The 16,299-nt window shown below is 67.4% G+C and carries 13 protein-coding genes and 1 pseudogene; 10 read left to right on the top strand and 4 right to left on the bottom strand.

Going from position 1 to position 16,299, the window contains the following annotated elements; genetic code table 11:
* Window positions 1–104: 104 nt before the first annotated feature.
* Together NV1_RS29205 and NV1_RS29200 are read left to right on the top strand one after the other, a co-directional pair.
* A complete protein-coding gene (locus NV1_RS29205) occupies window positions 105–1,328 on the top strand; it encodes an aminotransferase family protein (RefSeq protein ID WP_067898711.1) in 1,224 nt (407 codons plus the stop codon).
* Between the two features lie 111 nt (window positions 1,329–1,439).
* Window positions 1,440–2,036, top strand: a complete 597-nt coding sequence (locus tag NV1_RS29200) for a DUF5134 domain-containing protein (protein ID WP_157117442.1) — start codon at window positions 1,440–1,442, stop codon at window positions 2,034–2,036.
* Window positions 2,037–2,128: 92 nt separating this feature from the next.
* Here NV1_RS29200 and NV1_RS29195 read toward each other — a convergent pair whose 3' ends face one another.
* Both NV1_RS29195 and NV1_RS29190 read right to left on the bottom strand, forming a co-directional pair.
* Window positions 2,129–2,668 (bottom strand): alkyl hydroperoxide reductase, encoded by a 540-nt coding sequence (locus NV1_RS29195; protein WP_067898405.1) that lies wholly within the window; start codon window positions 2,666–2,668, stop codon window positions 2,129–2,131.
* A 24-nt stretch (window positions 2,669–2,692) separates the two neighbouring features.
* Window positions 2,693–3,280, bottom strand: a complete 588-nt coding sequence (locus NV1_RS29190; RefSeq protein ID WP_067898402.1) for a peroxiredoxin — start codon at window positions 3,278–3,280, stop codon at window positions 2,693–2,695.
* A 112-nt stretch (window positions 3,281–3,392) separates the two neighbouring features.
* Here NV1_RS29190 and NV1_RS29185 point away from each other — a divergent pair, with 112 nt between their 5' ends.
* The 8 genes and pseudogenes from NV1_RS29185 to eccCb all read left to right on the top strand — a co-directional run bounded on the left by NV1_RS29185 (window position 3,393) and on the right by eccCb (window position 14,534).
* The gene (locus tag NV1_RS29185; protein ID WP_067898399.1) at window positions 3,393–4,301 is read left to right on the top strand and encodes a hydrogen peroxide-inducible genes activator; all 909 of its coding nucleotides are present in this window, start codon (window positions 3,393–3,395) and stop codon (window positions 4,299–4,301) included.
* 118 nt (window positions 4,302–4,419) lie between these two features.
* Entirely contained in the window at window positions 4,420–5,238 is an 819-nt protein-coding gene (locus NV1_RS29180) for an MBL fold metallo-hydrolase (RefSeq protein WP_067898396.1), read from the top strand.
* 58 nt (window positions 5,239–5,296) lie between these two features.
* Window positions 5,297–5,491 (top strand): hypothetical protein, encoded by a 195-nt coding sequence (locus tag NV1_RS29175; RefSeq protein WP_067898393.1) that lies wholly within the window; start codon window positions 5,297–5,299, stop codon window positions 5,489–5,491.
* The gene (locus NV1_RS29170; protein WP_084525889.1) at window positions 5,488–6,000 is read left to right on the top strand and encodes a gamma-glutamylcyclotransferase family protein; all 513 of its coding nucleotides are present in this window, start codon (window positions 5,488–5,490) and stop codon (window positions 5,998–6,000) included. Before NV1_RS29175 ends, NV1_RS29170 begins: the two co-directional genes overlap by 4 nt.
* A gap of 220 nt (window positions 6,001–6,220) precedes the next feature.
* Entirely contained in the window at window positions 6,221–9,706 is a 3,486-nt protein-coding gene (locus NV1_RS29165) for an indolepyruvate ferredoxin oxidoreductase family protein (protein WP_067898705.1), read from the top strand.
* A 100-nt stretch (window positions 9,707–9,806) separates the two neighbouring features.
* A complete protein-coding gene (locus NV1_RS29160; protein ID WP_067898391.1) occupies window positions 9,807–10,175 on the top strand; it encodes a hypothetical protein in 369 nt (122 codons plus the stop codon).
* Window positions 10,168–12,123: pseudogene (locus NV1_RS42545) on the top strand (caspase, EACC1-associated type); the annotation flags it as partial. The gene NV1_RS29160 and the pseudogene NV1_RS42545, both read left to right, overlap by 8 nt.
* Before the next feature lie 122 nt (window positions 12,124–12,245).
* Window positions 12,246–14,534 (top strand): type VII secretion protein EccCb, encoded by a 2,289-nt coding sequence (eccCb, locus tag NV1_RS46000; protein WP_157117441.1) that lies wholly within the window; start codon window positions 12,246–12,248, stop codon window positions 14,532–14,534.
* Window positions 14,535–14,564: 30 nt separating this feature from the next.
* On the opposite strand, the gene NV1_RS29150 is transcribed toward eccCb, so the two are convergent.
* On the bottom strand, window positions 14,565–15,011 hold the full coding sequence (locus tag NV1_RS29150) for a hypothetical protein (protein ID WP_067898385.1): 447 nt from the start codon (window positions 15,009–15,011) through the stop codon (window positions 14,565–14,567).
* A gap of 63 nt (window positions 15,012–15,074) precedes the next feature.
* Window positions 15,075–16,292, bottom strand: a complete 1,218-nt coding sequence (speD, locus tag NV1_RS29145; protein ID WP_067898382.1) for an adenosylmethionine decarboxylase — start codon at window positions 16,290–16,292, stop codon at window positions 15,075–15,077.
* Window positions 16,293–16,299 lie beyond the last annotated feature (7 nt).

Below are 16,299 nucleotides of genomic sequence, written 5' to 3'. Positions count from 1 at the left end.
GCGGCGTTCGCGCCGCGCGCCGGCGGTCGTACTCGCGGGTAGTCTGGCCTCGCGCGGGGCCGGTGACGGACGGCCGCCGGTGGTGTGGACGAGAGGAGCCGGACATGGGATCGCTGTGGCACGGATTCGCCGATATGGGCGCGGTCGAGCGGGACGGCGCCTTCGTGGTGGCGCGTGGCGAAGGGGCCTACATCTGGGATGAGGCGGGTACTCGTTATCTCGACGCCACGGCCGGGCTCTGGTTCACCAACGTCGGCCACGGCCGCCGCGAGATCGCCGACGCGGTCGCCGCCCAGCTGTCCACCCTGGCGCACTACTCCAATTTCGGCGATATCACCGCGCCGGTCACACGGGAACTGGCCGAACGTCTCGCCGAACTGGCTCCTGTGCCCGGCAGCAAGATCATGTTCACTTCCGGTGGATCCGATTCGGTCGACACCGCCGCCAAACTGGCGCGGCGGTACTGGCACGAGACGGGTGAGCCGGACAAGACCCTGATCGTCGGCCGGCGTCTGGCCTACCACGGAATGCATTACGCCGGAACGGCTCTGGGCGGTATCGCGCCGAACCGCGCGGGCTACGGCGAGCTCGTCCCGGACGCGCGGACCGTGGAATGGGATGACGCCGGCTCGCTGGCCGCACTCGTCGAGGAGGTCGGAGCGGACCGCATCGCCGCGTTCTTCTGCGAGCCGATCATCGGCGCTGGCGGGGTGTATCTGCCACCGGAGGGCTACCTGGCCGAGGTGCGACGCATCTGCCGGGAGAACGACATCCTCTTCGTCGCCGACGAGGTCGTCACCGGATTCGGCCGCATCGGCGGATCCTGGTTCGCCTCGACGCGTTTCGGGCTCGAACCCGATCTGATGACGACGGCCAAGGGTTTGACTTCCGGCTACCTTCCGATGGGTGCGGTCTTCGCCGCGCCCCGGGTGGCCGAGCCGTTCTACTCCGGAGGCGTCTGGTTCCGGCACGGTTACACCTACGGCGGCCATGCCGGCGCCGCCGCGGCCGCGATGGCCAACCTCGATATTCTCGAACGCGAGAATCTGATCGACGCCAGTAAGAATCTGGAATCGCTGCTGCACGAACATTTCTCGCCGCTGGCGGCGCATCCTCAGGTGGCCGAGGTGCGCAGTGGTCTCGGCGCGGTCGCCGCGGTGCAGCTTGCCGATCCGGCCGAGGGGCCCGCGATGGTGAAAGCCCTTCGCGCCCAGGGCGTTTCTGCGCGTGCGGCAGGTCAGGGCGCATTGCAGATCTCGCCGGCTTTCGTCATCACCGAACAGCAGGTCGCGGAGTTGGCGGCGGCCTTCGGGCGCGCCCTGGGCTGAGGCCGGCGCACCGCGCGCCCGGATGAAAGGCTGCCCTGACCCGTCGCGGGATGCGAGCATGGACGAAGGCGTGCGCGCGTCGCGGGAAGGCGGTGGGGTGTGGGTGGTTTCGTGGCGGAATACACTGTGCTGCGCTGGGGGATCGTGGCGGGTTTCGTGCTCGCGGCGGTCCTGGTCGCGGGCAGACTCCCGGTCTTCGCCCCCGGCGGTGCAAGTGATCGTGCGTCGGGAGCGGTCGCCGATCACGAATCCGATGCCGCGCATCTGCTGATGTGCCTGGTGATGTCGGCGATGCTGGTCTTCCCGATGGCCGCCGCGCCGGACGCCCTGCGTGGCGTACTCACCGCGATGACGGTGGTGTACGCGGCGGTGCTCGTCGAACGGGTGCGTGCTTGGCGCAACGGTGACTGCCGACCCGCGCGGGCCGCGACGATCGGGTATCACCTGGTGGCGGTCGCGGCGATGCTGTGGTCCATGTCCGGGCACGAGATGAGTATGAGCGGGAACCCTGCGCACAGCGCATCGGTCGTCCCGATGCTCGTGCTCGCGGCCCTGTTCGTCCTGGACGCCGTCCTGATGTTCGTTCCCGGCCCGAAATCGCTTCTGCGCCATGCGATTGGGCATGACATGACCCCGGCCACGGTGATCCCGCACGTGGTGATGGATCTGGGCACCGCCTTCATGCTCGTCGCCGCGGCGTCGAGCTGAGTCGCGCCGGGCCGTGAACACGCCGATGGCCGCGCACTCGTCGAGTACGCGGCCATCGCGAGATGTGCTGCGACGCTGGATAGCTCGCGGTATCAGACCGCGGCTGCGGCGAGGGCCTCGGTGGACTGCACCGCCTGTCCGACGCCCGCGACGATCGCCGCCGCGCGCAGCGCCTCGAAGATCGCCTCACGCGAGACGCCGGCCTCGCGCAGGGTGTTCTCGTGCGCCTCGAGGCAGTGCTGGCAGCCGTTGATCGAGGAGACCGCGAAGGACCACAACTCGAAATCGGCCTTGTTCACGCCCGGATTGCCGATGATGTTCATCCGCAGTCCGGCGCGCAGATCGTCGTACCGGCCCTCCAGGAATCCACGACCCCGGTAGAACACGTTGTTCATGCCCATGATCGAGGCCGCGCCGAGGGCGGCGTTGTACGCCTCCGCCGACAGCGTGTCGGCGGCCTCCTCGGCGATCTCACGCAACGTGACCGCCGAGCGGGTGGCGGCCGCCGAGGCCAGCAGGGTGCCCCACAGCTGCTGTTCGCTGAGTACGGTCGAACGCGCGATGGACGACAGATTGAGCTTGAGGTCCTTGGCGTATTCGGGGAGTGAGTTCTTCAGGTTCTCGACGGTCACAGCCGATAACTCCTCGGGGTTCGGTCAGACGCTCGCGGCGAGTAGCTCGCCGGCGTTGATGGTCGGGTCGCCCTTCTTCCAGTTGCACGCGCACAGCTCGTCGGACTGCAGTGCGTCGAGCACGCGCAGCACCTCGTCCACGTTGCGGCCCACCGAACCGGCGGTGACCGAGACGAACTGGATCTCGTTGTTCGGGTCGATGATGAACGTGGCGCGATCGGCCACGCCGTCGGCGTTGAGAACGCCTGTGGCAGTGGCGAGTTCACGCTTGATATCCGAGAGCATCGGGAACGGCAGGGTCTTGAGATCCTCGTGCTGGGCCCGCCACTGGAAGTGCACGAACTCGTTGTCGACCGAGGCGCCGAGCACCTGGGCGTCACGATCGGCGAACTCCTCGTTCAGCTTGCCGAACGCGGCGATCTCGGTCGGGCACACGAACGTGAAGTCCTTGGGCCAGAAGAACACCACGCGCCACTTGCCGGCGTAGTCGTCGCTGCTGACCTGGGTGAAGTAGTCGTCGGGCTGCTTCGCGTCGACCTTGGACAGGTCACCGCCGATCACTGCGGTGAGGTTGTATGCGGGGAATTGGTCGCCGATGGTCAGCAGAGCCATGCTGTCTCCTTCTCCTTCGTTGTCGGGATTGCCGTGCGGAGGTATCTACCTCGTGATCTTGCCCGCAGCCGGGCAAAAGGTAAACGTGATCAGTCGCACTACACTGATAGGCGTGACTGATCAGACTTATCAGCCCACCCTGTCACAGCTGCGTGCGTTCGTGGCGATCGCCGAGTATCGCCACTTCGGCACGGCGGCCGCGCGATTGAACGTGAGCCAGCCCACGCTATCGCAGTCGTTGGCATCGTTGGAAAACGGCCTGAAACTGCAGCTGATCGAACGCAGTACGCGTCGAGTTCTGGTGACCGCGGCGGGTAAACGGTTGTTGCCGCAAGCGATGGCGACGCTCGAGGCGGCCGACCGGTTCATCGCCTCCGCGGTCGGCGACGGACTCGGCGGCACGGTGCGGCTGGGCATCATTCCCACGGTTGCGCCCTATGTGCTGCCCGCCGTGCTGCCGGAACTGCGCCGCCGATTCCCGGCGATGGTGCCGCACGTCATCGAGGACCAGACCACGCGGCTGCTCGACGGACTGCGCAGCGGCATCCTGGACGTGGCATTGCTCGCGCTGCCGTCAGATACCCGCGGCATGCTCGAAATTCCGCTCTACAGTGAGGAATTCGTCCTCGTGGTGCCCGAGGGGGACGAATTGTCCGGGCGCACCGGCCTCTCGCCCGCCGTACTGGACGAGTTGCCACTGCTGCTCCTGGACGAGGGGCACTGTCTGCGGGATCAGACCCTGGATCTGTGTCGCGCCCAAGACGTGCGCCCGGGGCCGGTGGGGGACACCCGGGCCGCCTCGCTGTCGACGGTCGTGCAGTGTGTCGCAGGCGGTTTGGGTGTCACGTTGATCCCGGAGATGGCCGTGGCGGCCGAAACCGCCCGCGGCCCATTGCGGATCGCCCGATTCGGCGCGCCGGCCCCGGGGCGCACGCTCGGGCTGGTATTCCGCGGGTCCACCGCGCGTACCGAGGATTACGAACAGCTCGCCGATGTGATCCGCACGCAGCGGCCGATGTGATCGTCACCGACGGGCTCGGCCGCCGAGGGTAGTGTCCTCGCACACAAATCCGCACCGATGTCCGGTGCCGAGGGGGCATGCGATTGACCGGCGGGGGAGCGTCTGGGACGCTCTCGGCGTGCGGATTCATCATCTCAACTGCGGCAGCATGGCGCTGGGCACCGTCGATCACTGTCTGCTCGTCGAGACCAAGGCAGGACTGGTTCTGGTGGACACCGGATTCGGTCTCGGTTGTGTGCGTGATCCGGGCACGATGGTGGGCCCGAGTCGTTTCGTGCTCGGTCTCGAACTCGCCGAACACGAAACCGCGTTCCGTCAGATCCAGGGCCTCGGATACGACCCCGCCGATGTCCGCCACATCGTGCTCACCCACTTGGATTTCGATCACGCGGGCGGACTCTCGGACTTTCCCGAGGCGACCGTGCACGTGCACGGTCCCGAGTTCCGGGCCGCGACCGCGCGTCGGACGTTCTCCGAGCGGACCCGGTACCGGGCGCAGCAGTGGGCGCACGGCCCGCGGTGGATGGTGAACGAAATCGACGGCGGCGAGGAGTGGTTCGGTTTCCGCGCGGTGCGGGATCTTCCCGGCCTGCCGCCGGAAATTCTGGTGGTGCCGTTGCACGGTCACACTCGCGGGCATGTCGGCGTCGCGATCGATACGGGCCGGGGATGGCTCTTGCACGCGGGTGATGCCTTCGGCGTCGGCAGCGAAATCGATCCGGCACAACCACATACGCCGTTGTTGTGGCGCCTGTACGAGCTGGCCGCGGTGGCCGGATTGCCCTACCGCGACAACCGCCGTCGGCTGCTGGAACTGAACCGCGCACACGGTGCCGATATCACCATTTTCAGTGCTCACGACGGCGAAACGTTCACCCGTCTGACGTCCTCGACGGTGCGGCCCACGCGATGGCGCGGTGGCGAATCCGGAGCGTGAGTCAGTTCACCACCCCCAATATCATGTTTCCGGAGCCGCGATGAGGCACCATGGGTACATGACACGTAATGCGCCCCAGCTCGATTCCGACGTGCCGGTCGCGCGCCCCGATCAGATCGCGCGGATCGTCGCGGCGTTGGCCGCGCTCGATACTCCGGCTCCGCAAATAACCGGCGAACTCGTCGGCGGTACTCGGATCCGCCTCGCGTACCGCGTTCTGCCCGACGGACGGGTCGAACGCGGGCTCGCATGACGGAAGGCGGCGCACGCGGCCCCGCCGGGTCGCGTCGCGAGACCGCTGCGCCCCCGCGCCGGCCGAGTTCGTCGGCGTCGCAGGCGGACACCCTGTTCGCCTATGGCACGCTGCAATTCGGCCCGGTGCTCGCGGAGCTGCTCGGGCGGGTGCCCGATGCGGAACTGGGTGTGGTCCGCGACCGGCGGGTGGCGGCGTTACCGAAACGTGCCTATCCCGGTCTGGTCGCCGAACCGGGGCGGATGGCCTCCGGGCTGGTGTTGCAAGGACTTACCGAGGCGGACTGGGAGATCATCGACGCGTTCGAGGACGAGCAGTACGAGTTGCGCACGGTCCGCGTGATCGGCCGGGAGGAGCCGGTGCCGACCTATGTGTGGACCGATGTCGTCTCCGGCCATGACTGGCACCCCGAGCAATTCGCTGCGGACCACCTCCACGCATACGCCACCCTGTGCGCCCGATGGCGCGCCGAATTCTGCCGCCGGGCCCGTGAGGATTTCACCGGGTGAAAAGCGCTACGAGCGTCATGTTCTCGGCGGCGCCGTGTTCGCGATCACATATGAGGTCGCAAGCTGCATAATTACTGCACAGTCAGGGGGCTGTGAACTGTGCAGGATGCGCAATTTCTGAGGCGCAGGTTGTTCATTTCGCGCTGCGGGGACAGTATGGCGGCGACGAATGCTCAATCTAGGTCGCGCCCATTCGGTGCCGGCCGGACGGGTGGAACTGATGACCGAGCTCGCCGATCGCGATCTGATCCCAGCACCGTACGACCTCGCCGACCGTTACCGCGTCGGCGCGGGAACCGTCGTCCTGACCGGGGTTCAGGCGATCGCGCGGCAGTTGGTGGAACAGCACGTCCGGGATCTGCGTGCGGGTAGGCGCGTGGGTACCTTCGTCTCCGGATATCAGGGCTCGCCGCTGGGCGGGGTGGATCGGCTGCTGGGCGGAATGCCCGACGTATTGTCCGAGCACGACATCCATTTCGTGCCGGGCGTGAACGAGGAGCTCGCGGCCACTTCGGTCTGGGGTTCCCAAGCCGATCTGCCGGGGGGACAATCCACCCACGACGGTGTGGTCGGGGTCTGGTACGGCAAGGGGCCGGGACTCGATCGCGCCACGGACGCGCTGCGTCACGCCGCGGTGTACGGCGTCAATCCCCGGGGCGGGGTAGTACTTCTGGTCGGGGACGATCCCGCGGCGAAATCCTCCACGGTGCCCGCGGCCTCCGAGCGGTCGCTGGCCGCGATGAACATCCCGGTGCTGTTCCCGCGCAATGCCGGTGAGATCGTCACGATGGGTCTGCACGCCGTCGCGCTGTCGCGTGCCTCGGGCTGCCCGGTGGCGCTGAAGATCGTCGCCGATGTGGCCGACGGTGCGTGGACGGTCCCGGCGACGATCGGCGACATTGATATCGCCGTCCCGGAAATCACCTGGGAGGGTTCGCCGTTCACCTACCGGCAGCGGCCGATGGGCGCGCCCGCCGACAGCCTGCTCGCCGAGGCCGATCTGCACGGTCCGCGGTGGGCGACCGTCCTGGCCTACAGCGCCCTCAACGATCTGGACGTCATCGAGGTGAATCCGGAAAGCGCCCGGATCGGCATCGCGGCGACCGGAACCGCATTCGACGCGATGCGCCAAGCCCTGGCCGATCTCGGCGCGGACGACGCGGCCCTGCGGCGCGCGGGAGTGCGGCTGCTACGCATCGGAATGCCGTATCCCCTTGCCCCCGAACGGGTCCGCGAGTTCGCATCGGGGCTGTCCCGGTTGATCGTGGTGGAGGACAAGACCGCCTTCGTCGAGACGCAGATCCGTGAGATCCTGTACGGCACAGCGGATGCGCCGCAGATTCTCGGCAAACGCGATGCCGAGGGCAGGCCACTGTTCGCCGCCGACGGCGAGCTCACCGCCGGGCGGATCATGGCGCCGCTGCGGCGCGTGCTGGACGGCCAGCTGGATATGAAACGTCCACTGCCGCAACCGCTGTCACTGTCGGTATTGCCGGCCGGACGCGCCGCCTACTTCTGCAGCGGCTGCCCGCACAACCGCTCGACCGCGGTGCCCGAAGGCTCCCTGGCCGGGGGTGGAATCGGCTGTCACACCCTGGTGACCATGTCCGGTCGCACCGACAGCAAGGTGGTCGGGCTGACGCAGATGGGCGGGGAGGGCGCGCAGTGGATCGGGCAGGCGCCGTTCACCGATGTGCCGCATCTGTTCCAGAACATCGGCGACGGAACGTATTTCCACTCCGGTCAACTGGCGGTACAGGCATGTATCGCCGCCGGGGTGGACATCACCTACAAGCTGCTCTACAACGATGTGGTCGCGATGACCGGAGCACAGGATGCCGAAGGGGCGCTGGCGGTTCCGCGGCTGACACACAAGCTCGCCGATGAGGGGGTACGGCAGATCGTCGTGTGCGCCGACGAGCCGGACAAGTACCGCAAGCGCGACCTCGCGCCCGGAACCCTGCTGTGGCACCGGGATCGGCTGGACGAGGCGCAGCGGATGCTGCGCGAGATCCCCGGGGTCACGGTGCTGATCTACGACCAGCACTGCGCCGCCGATGCGCGCCGCAAGCGCAAGCGCGGCGAACTGCCGGTGCGGCGTACCCGGGTGGTGATCAACGAGGCGGTCTGCGAGGGCTGCGGTGACTGCGGTGTACAGAGCAACTGCCTGTCGGTGCAGCCGGTCGACACCGAATTCGGCCGCAAGACCCGGATCGATCAGACCTCCTGCAATACCGATTACAGCTGCCTGAAGGGCGACTGCCCGTCCTTCGTCACGGTGGAGGCGCCCGAACCCGGTCGCAAGCCGTCGCGGAAAACGCAGCGCCGCAAGCAGGTTCGGACCGAACCGCCGAAGCTGCCCGACGTCGTGGTCGAATCGCCGAATGCCACGTGGAACGTCCTGCTGGCCGGAATCGGCGGTACCGGCATCGTGACCGTCAATCAGGTCCTGGCCACCGCCGCGATGCGCGCCGGATATCAGGTCGCGGGCCTGGACCAGATCGGGCTGAGCCAGAAGGCTGGTCCGGTGGTGTCCCATATGCGTTTCGCCGCCACGTCCCTCGAGCCCGCCAACCGGCTCACGCCCGGTTCGGCGGACTGCGTCCTGGCCTTCGATCTGCTTGCCGCGGCCGATCCGAAGAATCTGGCCTACGGGTCGGCCGAGGAGACGATCTCCGTGGCGTCGACCAGCCGGACGCCCACCGGTGCGATGGTGTACGACGCGGCGGTCCGGTATCCGGACACCGCGGATCTGCTCGCCCGGCTGTCCGGAGTGTCGCGGTCGATGACCTCGTTCGACGCGCTGGCTGCCGCACAGGCGCTGTTCGGCAGCACGACGGCCGCCAACTTCCTGCTGGTCGGCGCCGCATACCAGGTCGGCGCGCTGCGCCTGCCCGCCGCGGCGATCGAGGAGGCCATCGAGATCAACGGCGTCGCGGTCGCCGCCAATATCGCGGCCTTCCGCTGGGGTCGCGCGGCGGTGGCGTGTCCCGATGAATTCGCCGCCGCGACCGCACCCGGTTCCGGCGGACGTATCGCGCCCGAGGCTCCGGCGGAGCTGCTGGCCGGTCTGAGCGCGACCGGTGAGACCCGGCGGCTGGTCCAGCGGCGTGCTGGTGAGCTCATTGGTTTCGGGGGCGTACGCGTGGCCCGTGCGTATGTCGCCCTCGTGCAGCGAGTGTGGGAATCCGAGCGCAAGGCCACCGATCGCACCGAATTCAGCGAGCAGGTGGCCCGCGGGCTGTACAAGCTCACCGCCTACAAGGACGAATACGAGGTGGCGCGCCGCCTGACCGACCCGGCCTTCCTCGACGAGGTCGCCGCCACCGTCCCCGACGGTACGAAGCTGACCTATCGACTGCATCCGCCGATGCTGCGAGCCCTGGGCCGCACCGAGAAGATCGGCCTGGGCCCTCGGTCCCACCTGGCCCTGCGCCTGCTGGCCAAGGCGAAGCGGTTGCGCGGCACCCCATTCGATCCATTCGGATACGCGCACGTCCGCCGCGTCGAACGCGCCCTGCTGGCGCACTACATCGAGATGGTCGAGGCGCTGACCGCAAACCTGTCCAGCGACTACGACCGCGCCGTCGAGGCCGCGGCCCTGCCGGACGTGGTCCGCGGCTACGAGCAGATCAAGCTCGCCAATGTCGAGGCCTACCGTGATCGCCTGCGGGAGTTGGGCATCGAACCACCCGCTCTGCCGTAAGCGGTCGATCGTCGCACCGCGATCGTTGTCCCTGTCGGCCCGGCCGCGGCGGGATAGAGTGTGCGGGTGCCGCGTACGCGGTGGACTAGGGAGGGCACCGATGTCGGCAGTGGTGATCAGTGTTGCGGCGCGGCGCGGCGACACGGAACTACTGGACCAGCTCGCGGGCGAACTGGCCGAGGATCTGCGGGAAGTCCGCGGGCTGACAGTCGGCGCGGTCACCGTGCCCGGGGAGGCCGGGACGAAATCCGAAGTGGCGCTGCAGATCGGGCAGCTGGCGGTGTCGGGTGGAGCGCTGGGCACCGTGGCGTGGGTGATTCGGGACATTGTCATCCGATTCCTGGATCGCACTCGCGCGGATTCGATCACGATTCGCAACGGAGACCTGGAGGTGTTCATCGAGCGCCCCTCCGATAGGCAGGTCGATGGTCTGATCGAGCGATTGCGCGACGTCCTGCGCGATGACTAGCCCAACCGGTCGCAGGCTTGCTCTGTTCGTCGCCAACGACACGTTCCACTCACCGGGCATTCCCCGGCTGCATGCGCCGGTGTCGGATGCGAACCAGTTGCGCGAGCTGTTGCGGGACCCGGAGATCGGTGCTTTCGCGCCGGCGGAGATACTCGTCAACGAGTCCAAAGCCGAGATCGAACGCGGTATCGAGCGGCTGTTCCGCGGTGCGGGCCCCGATGATGTCGTCCTGTTCTACTTCTCCGGCCACGGCATCCGCACCCGCCACAATCTCTATCTGGCGACCAGCAATACCGATACCCAGCTGATCAGCAGTTCCGCGGTATCGGCGTCGTTCATCAAGGAACTCATCCGGGAGTCCGCGGCCGCGGCGAAGATCGTCCTGCTGGACTGCTGTTACAGCGGGGCGTTCCTGGGTGGCGACGTGATCAAGTCCCAAACCACGGTCGACGACGTGGGACATGACCTGGCCGCGGGGGAGGGTACCTGCGTGTTGACCGCCGCCACGGCGGTGCAGATCGCCGGGGACGGCGGCGCGGAGCGGTCGGCGCCGTTGTCGGTGTTCACCTCCGCGGTCGTCAAGGGAATCGCGACCGGCCTGGCCGACAATGGCGCCGGTGTGATCAACACGCACAGCTTGTGGAGCTATGTCAGTGCGGAGGTTCGCGGCCGGACCAGCCGGCAGACGCCCAGTCACTATGGAGTGCTGCAGGAGGAGGTGCACATCGCCCGGACCCGCCGCCGACTTCCCGCGGTGGTGGACGGCGGCGACAGGGTGGCGCTGGGCAGTCTGCTGGGTCGGCTCGAACACAGTCCCGACTACGGCCTGCGCGCGGAGAATTGGTGGGGCACAGGGAGATTGACGGTTCCTATCGGGCAGCAGCGGCAGCCCGACGGCGGCGCCGGGGAGACCGTCTGGCTCGATTTCTCCGGCGTCGATCGCAACCTGCTGATCGTGGGGCGGGCCGGCAGCGGGAAGAGCACGCTGCTGCGCACCCTCGTCGGTTCGCTCGCGCTGACTCACACTCCCGACGAGGTCCGGATCATGGCACTCGAGTCGAGCAACCGGGTGGGGTCCCTGCGCGCGCTGCCACATGTCGCGCGGGTGGTGGGTGATGACGAGCCGGACGAGGTGGCATCGCTGCTCCGAGAGATCGTCGCGGAGATCCGCGCGCGCAAGATTCTGTATCGGGAGCAGTTGATCGATTCGCCCACGAGCCTGCGTTCGGTACGCGCGGGACTGCGGTACGGCCCGGTGCCGGATCTGTTCCTGCTGCTGGACCCCTGGGACGAGTTCGCGGGCCTGCTGCCGGATATCGGCCCCACCCTCAAGCAGATCGCCGGCACCGGCCCGGAGTACGCGGTCCACGTCGTCGCTACCGTCCGAGATTGGCGTGACGTCCCGCAATGGCTGGCGGATCTGATTTCCTCACACATCGAACTGCGGTTGCATCAGCCGGAGGAGTCCCACGTGGACCGCGATCGTGCGATGCGCCTGCCGGATGGCCCCGGATGGGCGCTGGCTGCCCGGCGGCCGTTCCGGATCGCGCTCCCCGATATCCGGGACCTGCCCGACGAGGCGGCCGTGTTGCCCGAGATGACCGATGGCGCAGCGGATCTGGTCACCCGGGTCGCCCTCGCGCACCGCGGGGAGGGGATCGATCGCGTCCCTGTGCCCGGCGCGGGTCTGGACGGCGACAACGATTTCGCGGCCCTGTACCGGATCGCCGACCCCGCGAATCCGGGCCTGGATCACCGCTGGCAACCGAAGACCGGGGCCGATCGGCTGAGAATTCCCATCGGGATCGACGGCACCGGCCGGCCGGTGCTGCTGGATTTCAAGCAGGCCGCCGAAGAGGGCATGGGGCCGCACGGATTGCTCATCGGCGCAACCGGTTCGGGCAAGTCGGAGCTGCTCCGCACGATCGTGCTCGGGCTCGCGCTGGAACACCCTCCCGAACAGGTGAACTTCCTGCTGGTCGAGTACAAGGGCGGCGGCACGTTCGGTGGTTCGCCGGACTGCCGCATCTCGGCGGATACCTCGGCGACCTGTCCTCGGATCTGGCGCTCGTGCAACGCTTGGAGGACGCTCTCACCGGCGAGCTGGCCCGGCGTCGGGAATTATTCCGCGCCACCGGGAACTTCGCCGCCATCCAGCAGTACGAACAGGCACGTTCCGCCGGGATGTCGCTGGACCCGATGCCCGCACTGTTCGTGATCATCGATGAGTTCAGCGAGTTGCTCTCCCAGACGCCGGAGTTCGTCAGCGTGCTGACGGCGATCGGCCGCCTGGGTCGTTCGGTCGGTATCCACCTCTTGCTCGCCAGCCAGCGGCTGGACGAGGTATCGCTGCGCAGCCTCGACGCCCACCTGTCCTACCGCATTGCTCTGAAGACCTACTCGCTCAACGAATCGCGGGCCGTGCTGGACGCACCGCTCGCCTACCACCTGCCGAGCATTCCGGGGAGCGGATATCTGAGAACGCATCCGTCGGGCGAACTGGTTCGATTCGTCGCCGCCTACAGCTCGCGGGCGGAGCCCGCCGAACCTTCGAGCGGTGTGATCGAGATGGCCGACCTTCCACTGCGTATGTCGATCGTCCACGCCATGGCCGGTGTCGACGGACGACGGGCGCACCAGATCTGGCTGCCGCCGCTCGATGTGTCCCCGACGGTGGGCGGGCTGGCGCCGCCGCTACCGGCGCCGCTGCCCGTCGCCCTGCAACGGATGCCCGGCCTGCGCCCCGCGGCCATCGGGATCGTCGACACTCCCCGGCTGCACACTCGGACGCTGCTGCAACTGGACCTGACCGGCGCCCAGGGAAATGTGGCCGTCGTCGGTGGTCCGCAGTGCGGCAAATCGAATACGCTGCGCACCCTGATCCTGGCCTTGGCGGTCACACATACCCCGGATCAGGTGCAGTTCTACTGTCTGGACTTCGGCGGCGGCGAGTTGGCCGCATTGTCCGGGCTGCCGCACGTCGGCTCGGTGGCCGGCCGGCACGACGTGGATCGAGTGCGGCGCACCGTCGCCGAGCTGACGGCACTGATACAGCGCCGGGAAGAACTCTTCGCGCAGCTGGACATGTCGATGGAAGAATTCCGCGGGCGCAAGGCGCAATTGGTGGATTCGAGCTCGAAAGGACGCGCTGCCGACCCGCTCGGGGGTGATCGATTCGGCGACGCGTTCCTGGTGATCGATGGTTACGAGGCCGTACGTCAAGATTACGAATCGATCGAACAGACCATCGCCGAGATCGCCGCACGGGGATTGGCTTTCGGCGTGCACGTCGTGCTGGCGGCAAGCCGCTGGACCGCCTTTCGGCCGGCGCTGAGGGATTATTTGGGCTCCTGTGTCGAACTTCGGCTCGGTGACCCTGCCGATTCGATTCTTGGACGCCGTCAGGCGCTCTCGGTGCCGATCGGTTCTCCCGGCCGCGGACTGACGCCGGACGGGCTGCACATGCTCATCGCCTTGCCACGCCTCGACACCCGAACCGACCCGGCGGGTATGGCCGAGGGCATTGCCGCGGCGATCCGCGATATCGGCGCTCACTCCGGAGATCTGCGTGCCCCGGAGGTGCGAATGCTGCCCGAGCAGGTGACTCGTGAGCAGCTGCTGCTCCGGGTGGGAGATACGCCTGGGCAGAGCGATCCGAGCGTGGCGTGCCTGAACATTCCGATCGGTTTCGACGAGTCCGAGCTGGCTCCGGTCTTCATCGATTTCTCCGTTTCCTCGCACATGCTCGTCTTCGGCGATGTCGAATCGGGAAAGACGAACCTGCTGCGACTGCTGGTACGCGGAATCTGCGGGTCGAACACTCCGGATCAGGCAAGGATCGTGCTGGCGGACCCGAGACGGACCCTGCTCGCGGAGGTGCCGCCGGAATATCTGGCCGGCTACGCGTGGGGTGGACCGAACCTCGTCACACTGATGAAAGGCCTGGTCGAGAGCGTCGGAAAGCGGTTGCCCGCAGACAGTGTGACCCCGCAGCAACTGCGCGATCGGTCCTGGTGGACCGGACCCGAGTTGTATCTGCTCGTCGATGACTACGACTTGCTCGCCAGCTCCGAGAATCCGATAGGGATGGTGCGGGAGTTGCTTCCGCACGGACGCGACATCGGCTTCCATCTGATCGTCACTCGGCGCACCGGGGGTGCGAGCCGCGCGCTGTACGAACCGGTGATCGCGATGCTGCGGGAGCTGGGCTCGACCGGCCTGATCATGAGCGGTAGCCGCGATGAGGGTGCGTTGCTCGCATCGATCAGGCCTGAGCCCATGCCCCCGGGGCGCGGCATGCTCGTCGACCGTAGGCGTGTGGAACTCGTCCAGACCGCCTGGGTGCCGCCGCCCGTGTAGCCGGATGAGCTGGATGCGGCCGACGGGCGTTCAGAGACCTCGCCGCTCGCGGGGTACCAGCAGGCACAGCAACCCGACGATCAAACCACCGCCCACTGCGTACAAGCCCCAGGTACCGCTGAACAGGGTGTGGTAGTCGTTCCGGATCTGATTGTCGAAGGAGCTGTCCAGGCGCCAGGCCAGCACGCCGAGGGTGGCGAGGCCGACCAGGACGCCCAGCCAGCCCAGCAGACGCGAGCCGAACAGCGCGGCCAGCAGGATCACCGCCGCGACGCCGAGCAGGATTATCGCGAGCGATGTCTGCAGAGTGACCGACTGCGCCTGGATCTGATCGAGGCTGCGACCGGCGGGGAACCCGTCGCGCAGTTCGGTGAGCTGCACATGCCGGGCTTCGACGGTGCCGATGAGCGGCCCGAAGGTTCCCACCGCCACCGCGACAGCACAAACCAGCAGGAGGAGATGGACGAAAGTGCGCATACTCCACGGTATTGCGAAGCGGGTGATTTCGCCCTCGACTTGCGGAGGTCGAGTCGGTGAATCTCAGCCGACGCCCACGGGTGCGCGCAGTGCGTGCGGTTCGATCGCACCGCGGACCAGGGCTCGCTCGTCGACCGTCTGCGCGCGGTAGGGCAGTCGCGGCAGTGTCGCGGTCATCTTCGCCACCGGATCATCGATCGCCTTCGGCGTACCGAACAGGAAGGTCCACTCGTGCTCATCGCTGACGTACGGCACGACAGTGGGGAACAGCGCGTGGAACCGGGCCCAGGAACGCTTGAGCGTCTCGTTGCGCCACATGGTCTGACAACCCGCCTGGACGGCCAGCACCCCGCCCTCGGCCAGCAGCGCGCGGCATCGCTCCAGGAATTCGTCCTCGTACAACCGGTTGTGCTGTGCTTCCTCGACCCGCTCATCGGGTAGATCGATGCAGATCAGATCGTATCGCACACCCGTCGCCTCGGCCTCGGCCAGGAAGTCCCAGCCATCGGCGAAGTGCATCTTGATCGGGCCGGACTGCGCGACCGCCTCGGCCAGATCCGCCGGGGAATATCCGTAGGGGAGGTGCTCGGCGCACAACTCCACCTCTTGCCGGTCGATATCCACGTGATCGACGATCGACGCGCCCGCGGCGACCGACATCTGTGCGGCTACGCCCTCGCCGGAACCGACGATCAGCACCCGATCCAGCTTCTCGGCCAGTGCGTAACCGGGGACGAGCATGGCCTCGTGGTAGGTCAGCTGGGAGAATTCGGTGGATTGACGATCGTCGTCGGAGAACAGGCTCACGCCCTGCTCGGTGCGTGCGATCACCATGTGCTGGAACGGGGTCCGGGTGTCGACTATGACGTCGTGCAGATTCCACACCCGGGTCGTGCCCGGGCCGACCGGCTCGTGGATGCGCCGGGCGCCGCGCCCGCGCTGGATCACCTCCGTGTGCACCGACGCGGGGGAGAGTTCCTGCCGCAGCAACTCCACCGCCGTGGTGGCGCCCGCACCGATACTTCCGCAGGTGAACACGTCGACGAAGATGTCGCCGGATTCCGGATAGGTGTGGATGGACGCATGGGATTCGGACAGCAACGCCAGCACGGTGACACCCTGCGGGTCGAACTTCTTGTGCACGACATCGCAGATGGTCACCCCCGCGGCGACCAACGATTTTCGAAGGGCTGCTTCGAGTCGTTCGAGATCGTCGCACAGGGCCGTGTCGACACCACCGAACTCGGCCAGCACGTGCCAGCCGGTGAATTCTGCCGTCATTGCTGAA

Source organism: Nocardia vaccinii NBRC 15922, from assembly GCF_001613305.1.
Lineage (GTDB): Bacteria > Actinomycetota > Actinomycetes > Mycobacteriales > Mycobacteriaceae > Nocardia > Nocardia vaccinii.
The sequence above is the reverse complement of the archived record's forward strand: the minus strand, read 5'-3'. Positions and strand labels throughout refer to the sequence as shown.

Bases quoted from the DNA above. Each gene is read 5' to 3' on its own strand.
- NV1_RS29205 (WP_067898711.1), top strand. From the start codon at position 105: ATGGGATCGCTGTGGCACGGATTCGCCGATATGGGCGCGGTCGAGCGG.
- NV1_RS29190 (WP_067898402.1), bottom strand. From the start codon at position 3,280: ATGGCTCTGCTGACCATCGGCGACCAATTCCCCGCATACAACCTCACC.
- NV1_RS29175 (WP_067898393.1), top strand. From the start codon at position 5,297: ATGACACGTAATGCGCCCCAGCTCGATTCCGACGTGCCGGTCGCGCGC.
- NV1_RS29170 (WP_084525889.1), top strand. From the start codon at position 5,488: ATGACGGAAGGCGGCGCACGCGGCCCCGCCGGGTCGCGTCGCGAGACC.
- NV1_RS29165 (WP_067898705.1), top strand. From the start codon at position 6,221: ATGACCGAGCTCGCCGATCGCGATCTGATCCCAGCACCGTACGACCTC.
- NV1_RS29160 (WP_067898391.1), top strand. From the start codon at position 9,807: ATGTCGGCAGTGGTGATCAGTGTTGCGGCGCGGCGCGGCGACACGGAA.
- NV1_RS29150 (WP_067898385.1), bottom strand. From the start codon at position 15,011: ATGCGCACTTTCGTCCATCTCCTCCTGCTGGTTTGTGCTGTCGCGGTG.
- speD (WP_067898382.1), bottom strand. From the start codon at position 16,292: ATGACGGCAGAATTCACCGGCTGGCACGTGCTGGCCGAGTTCGGTGGT.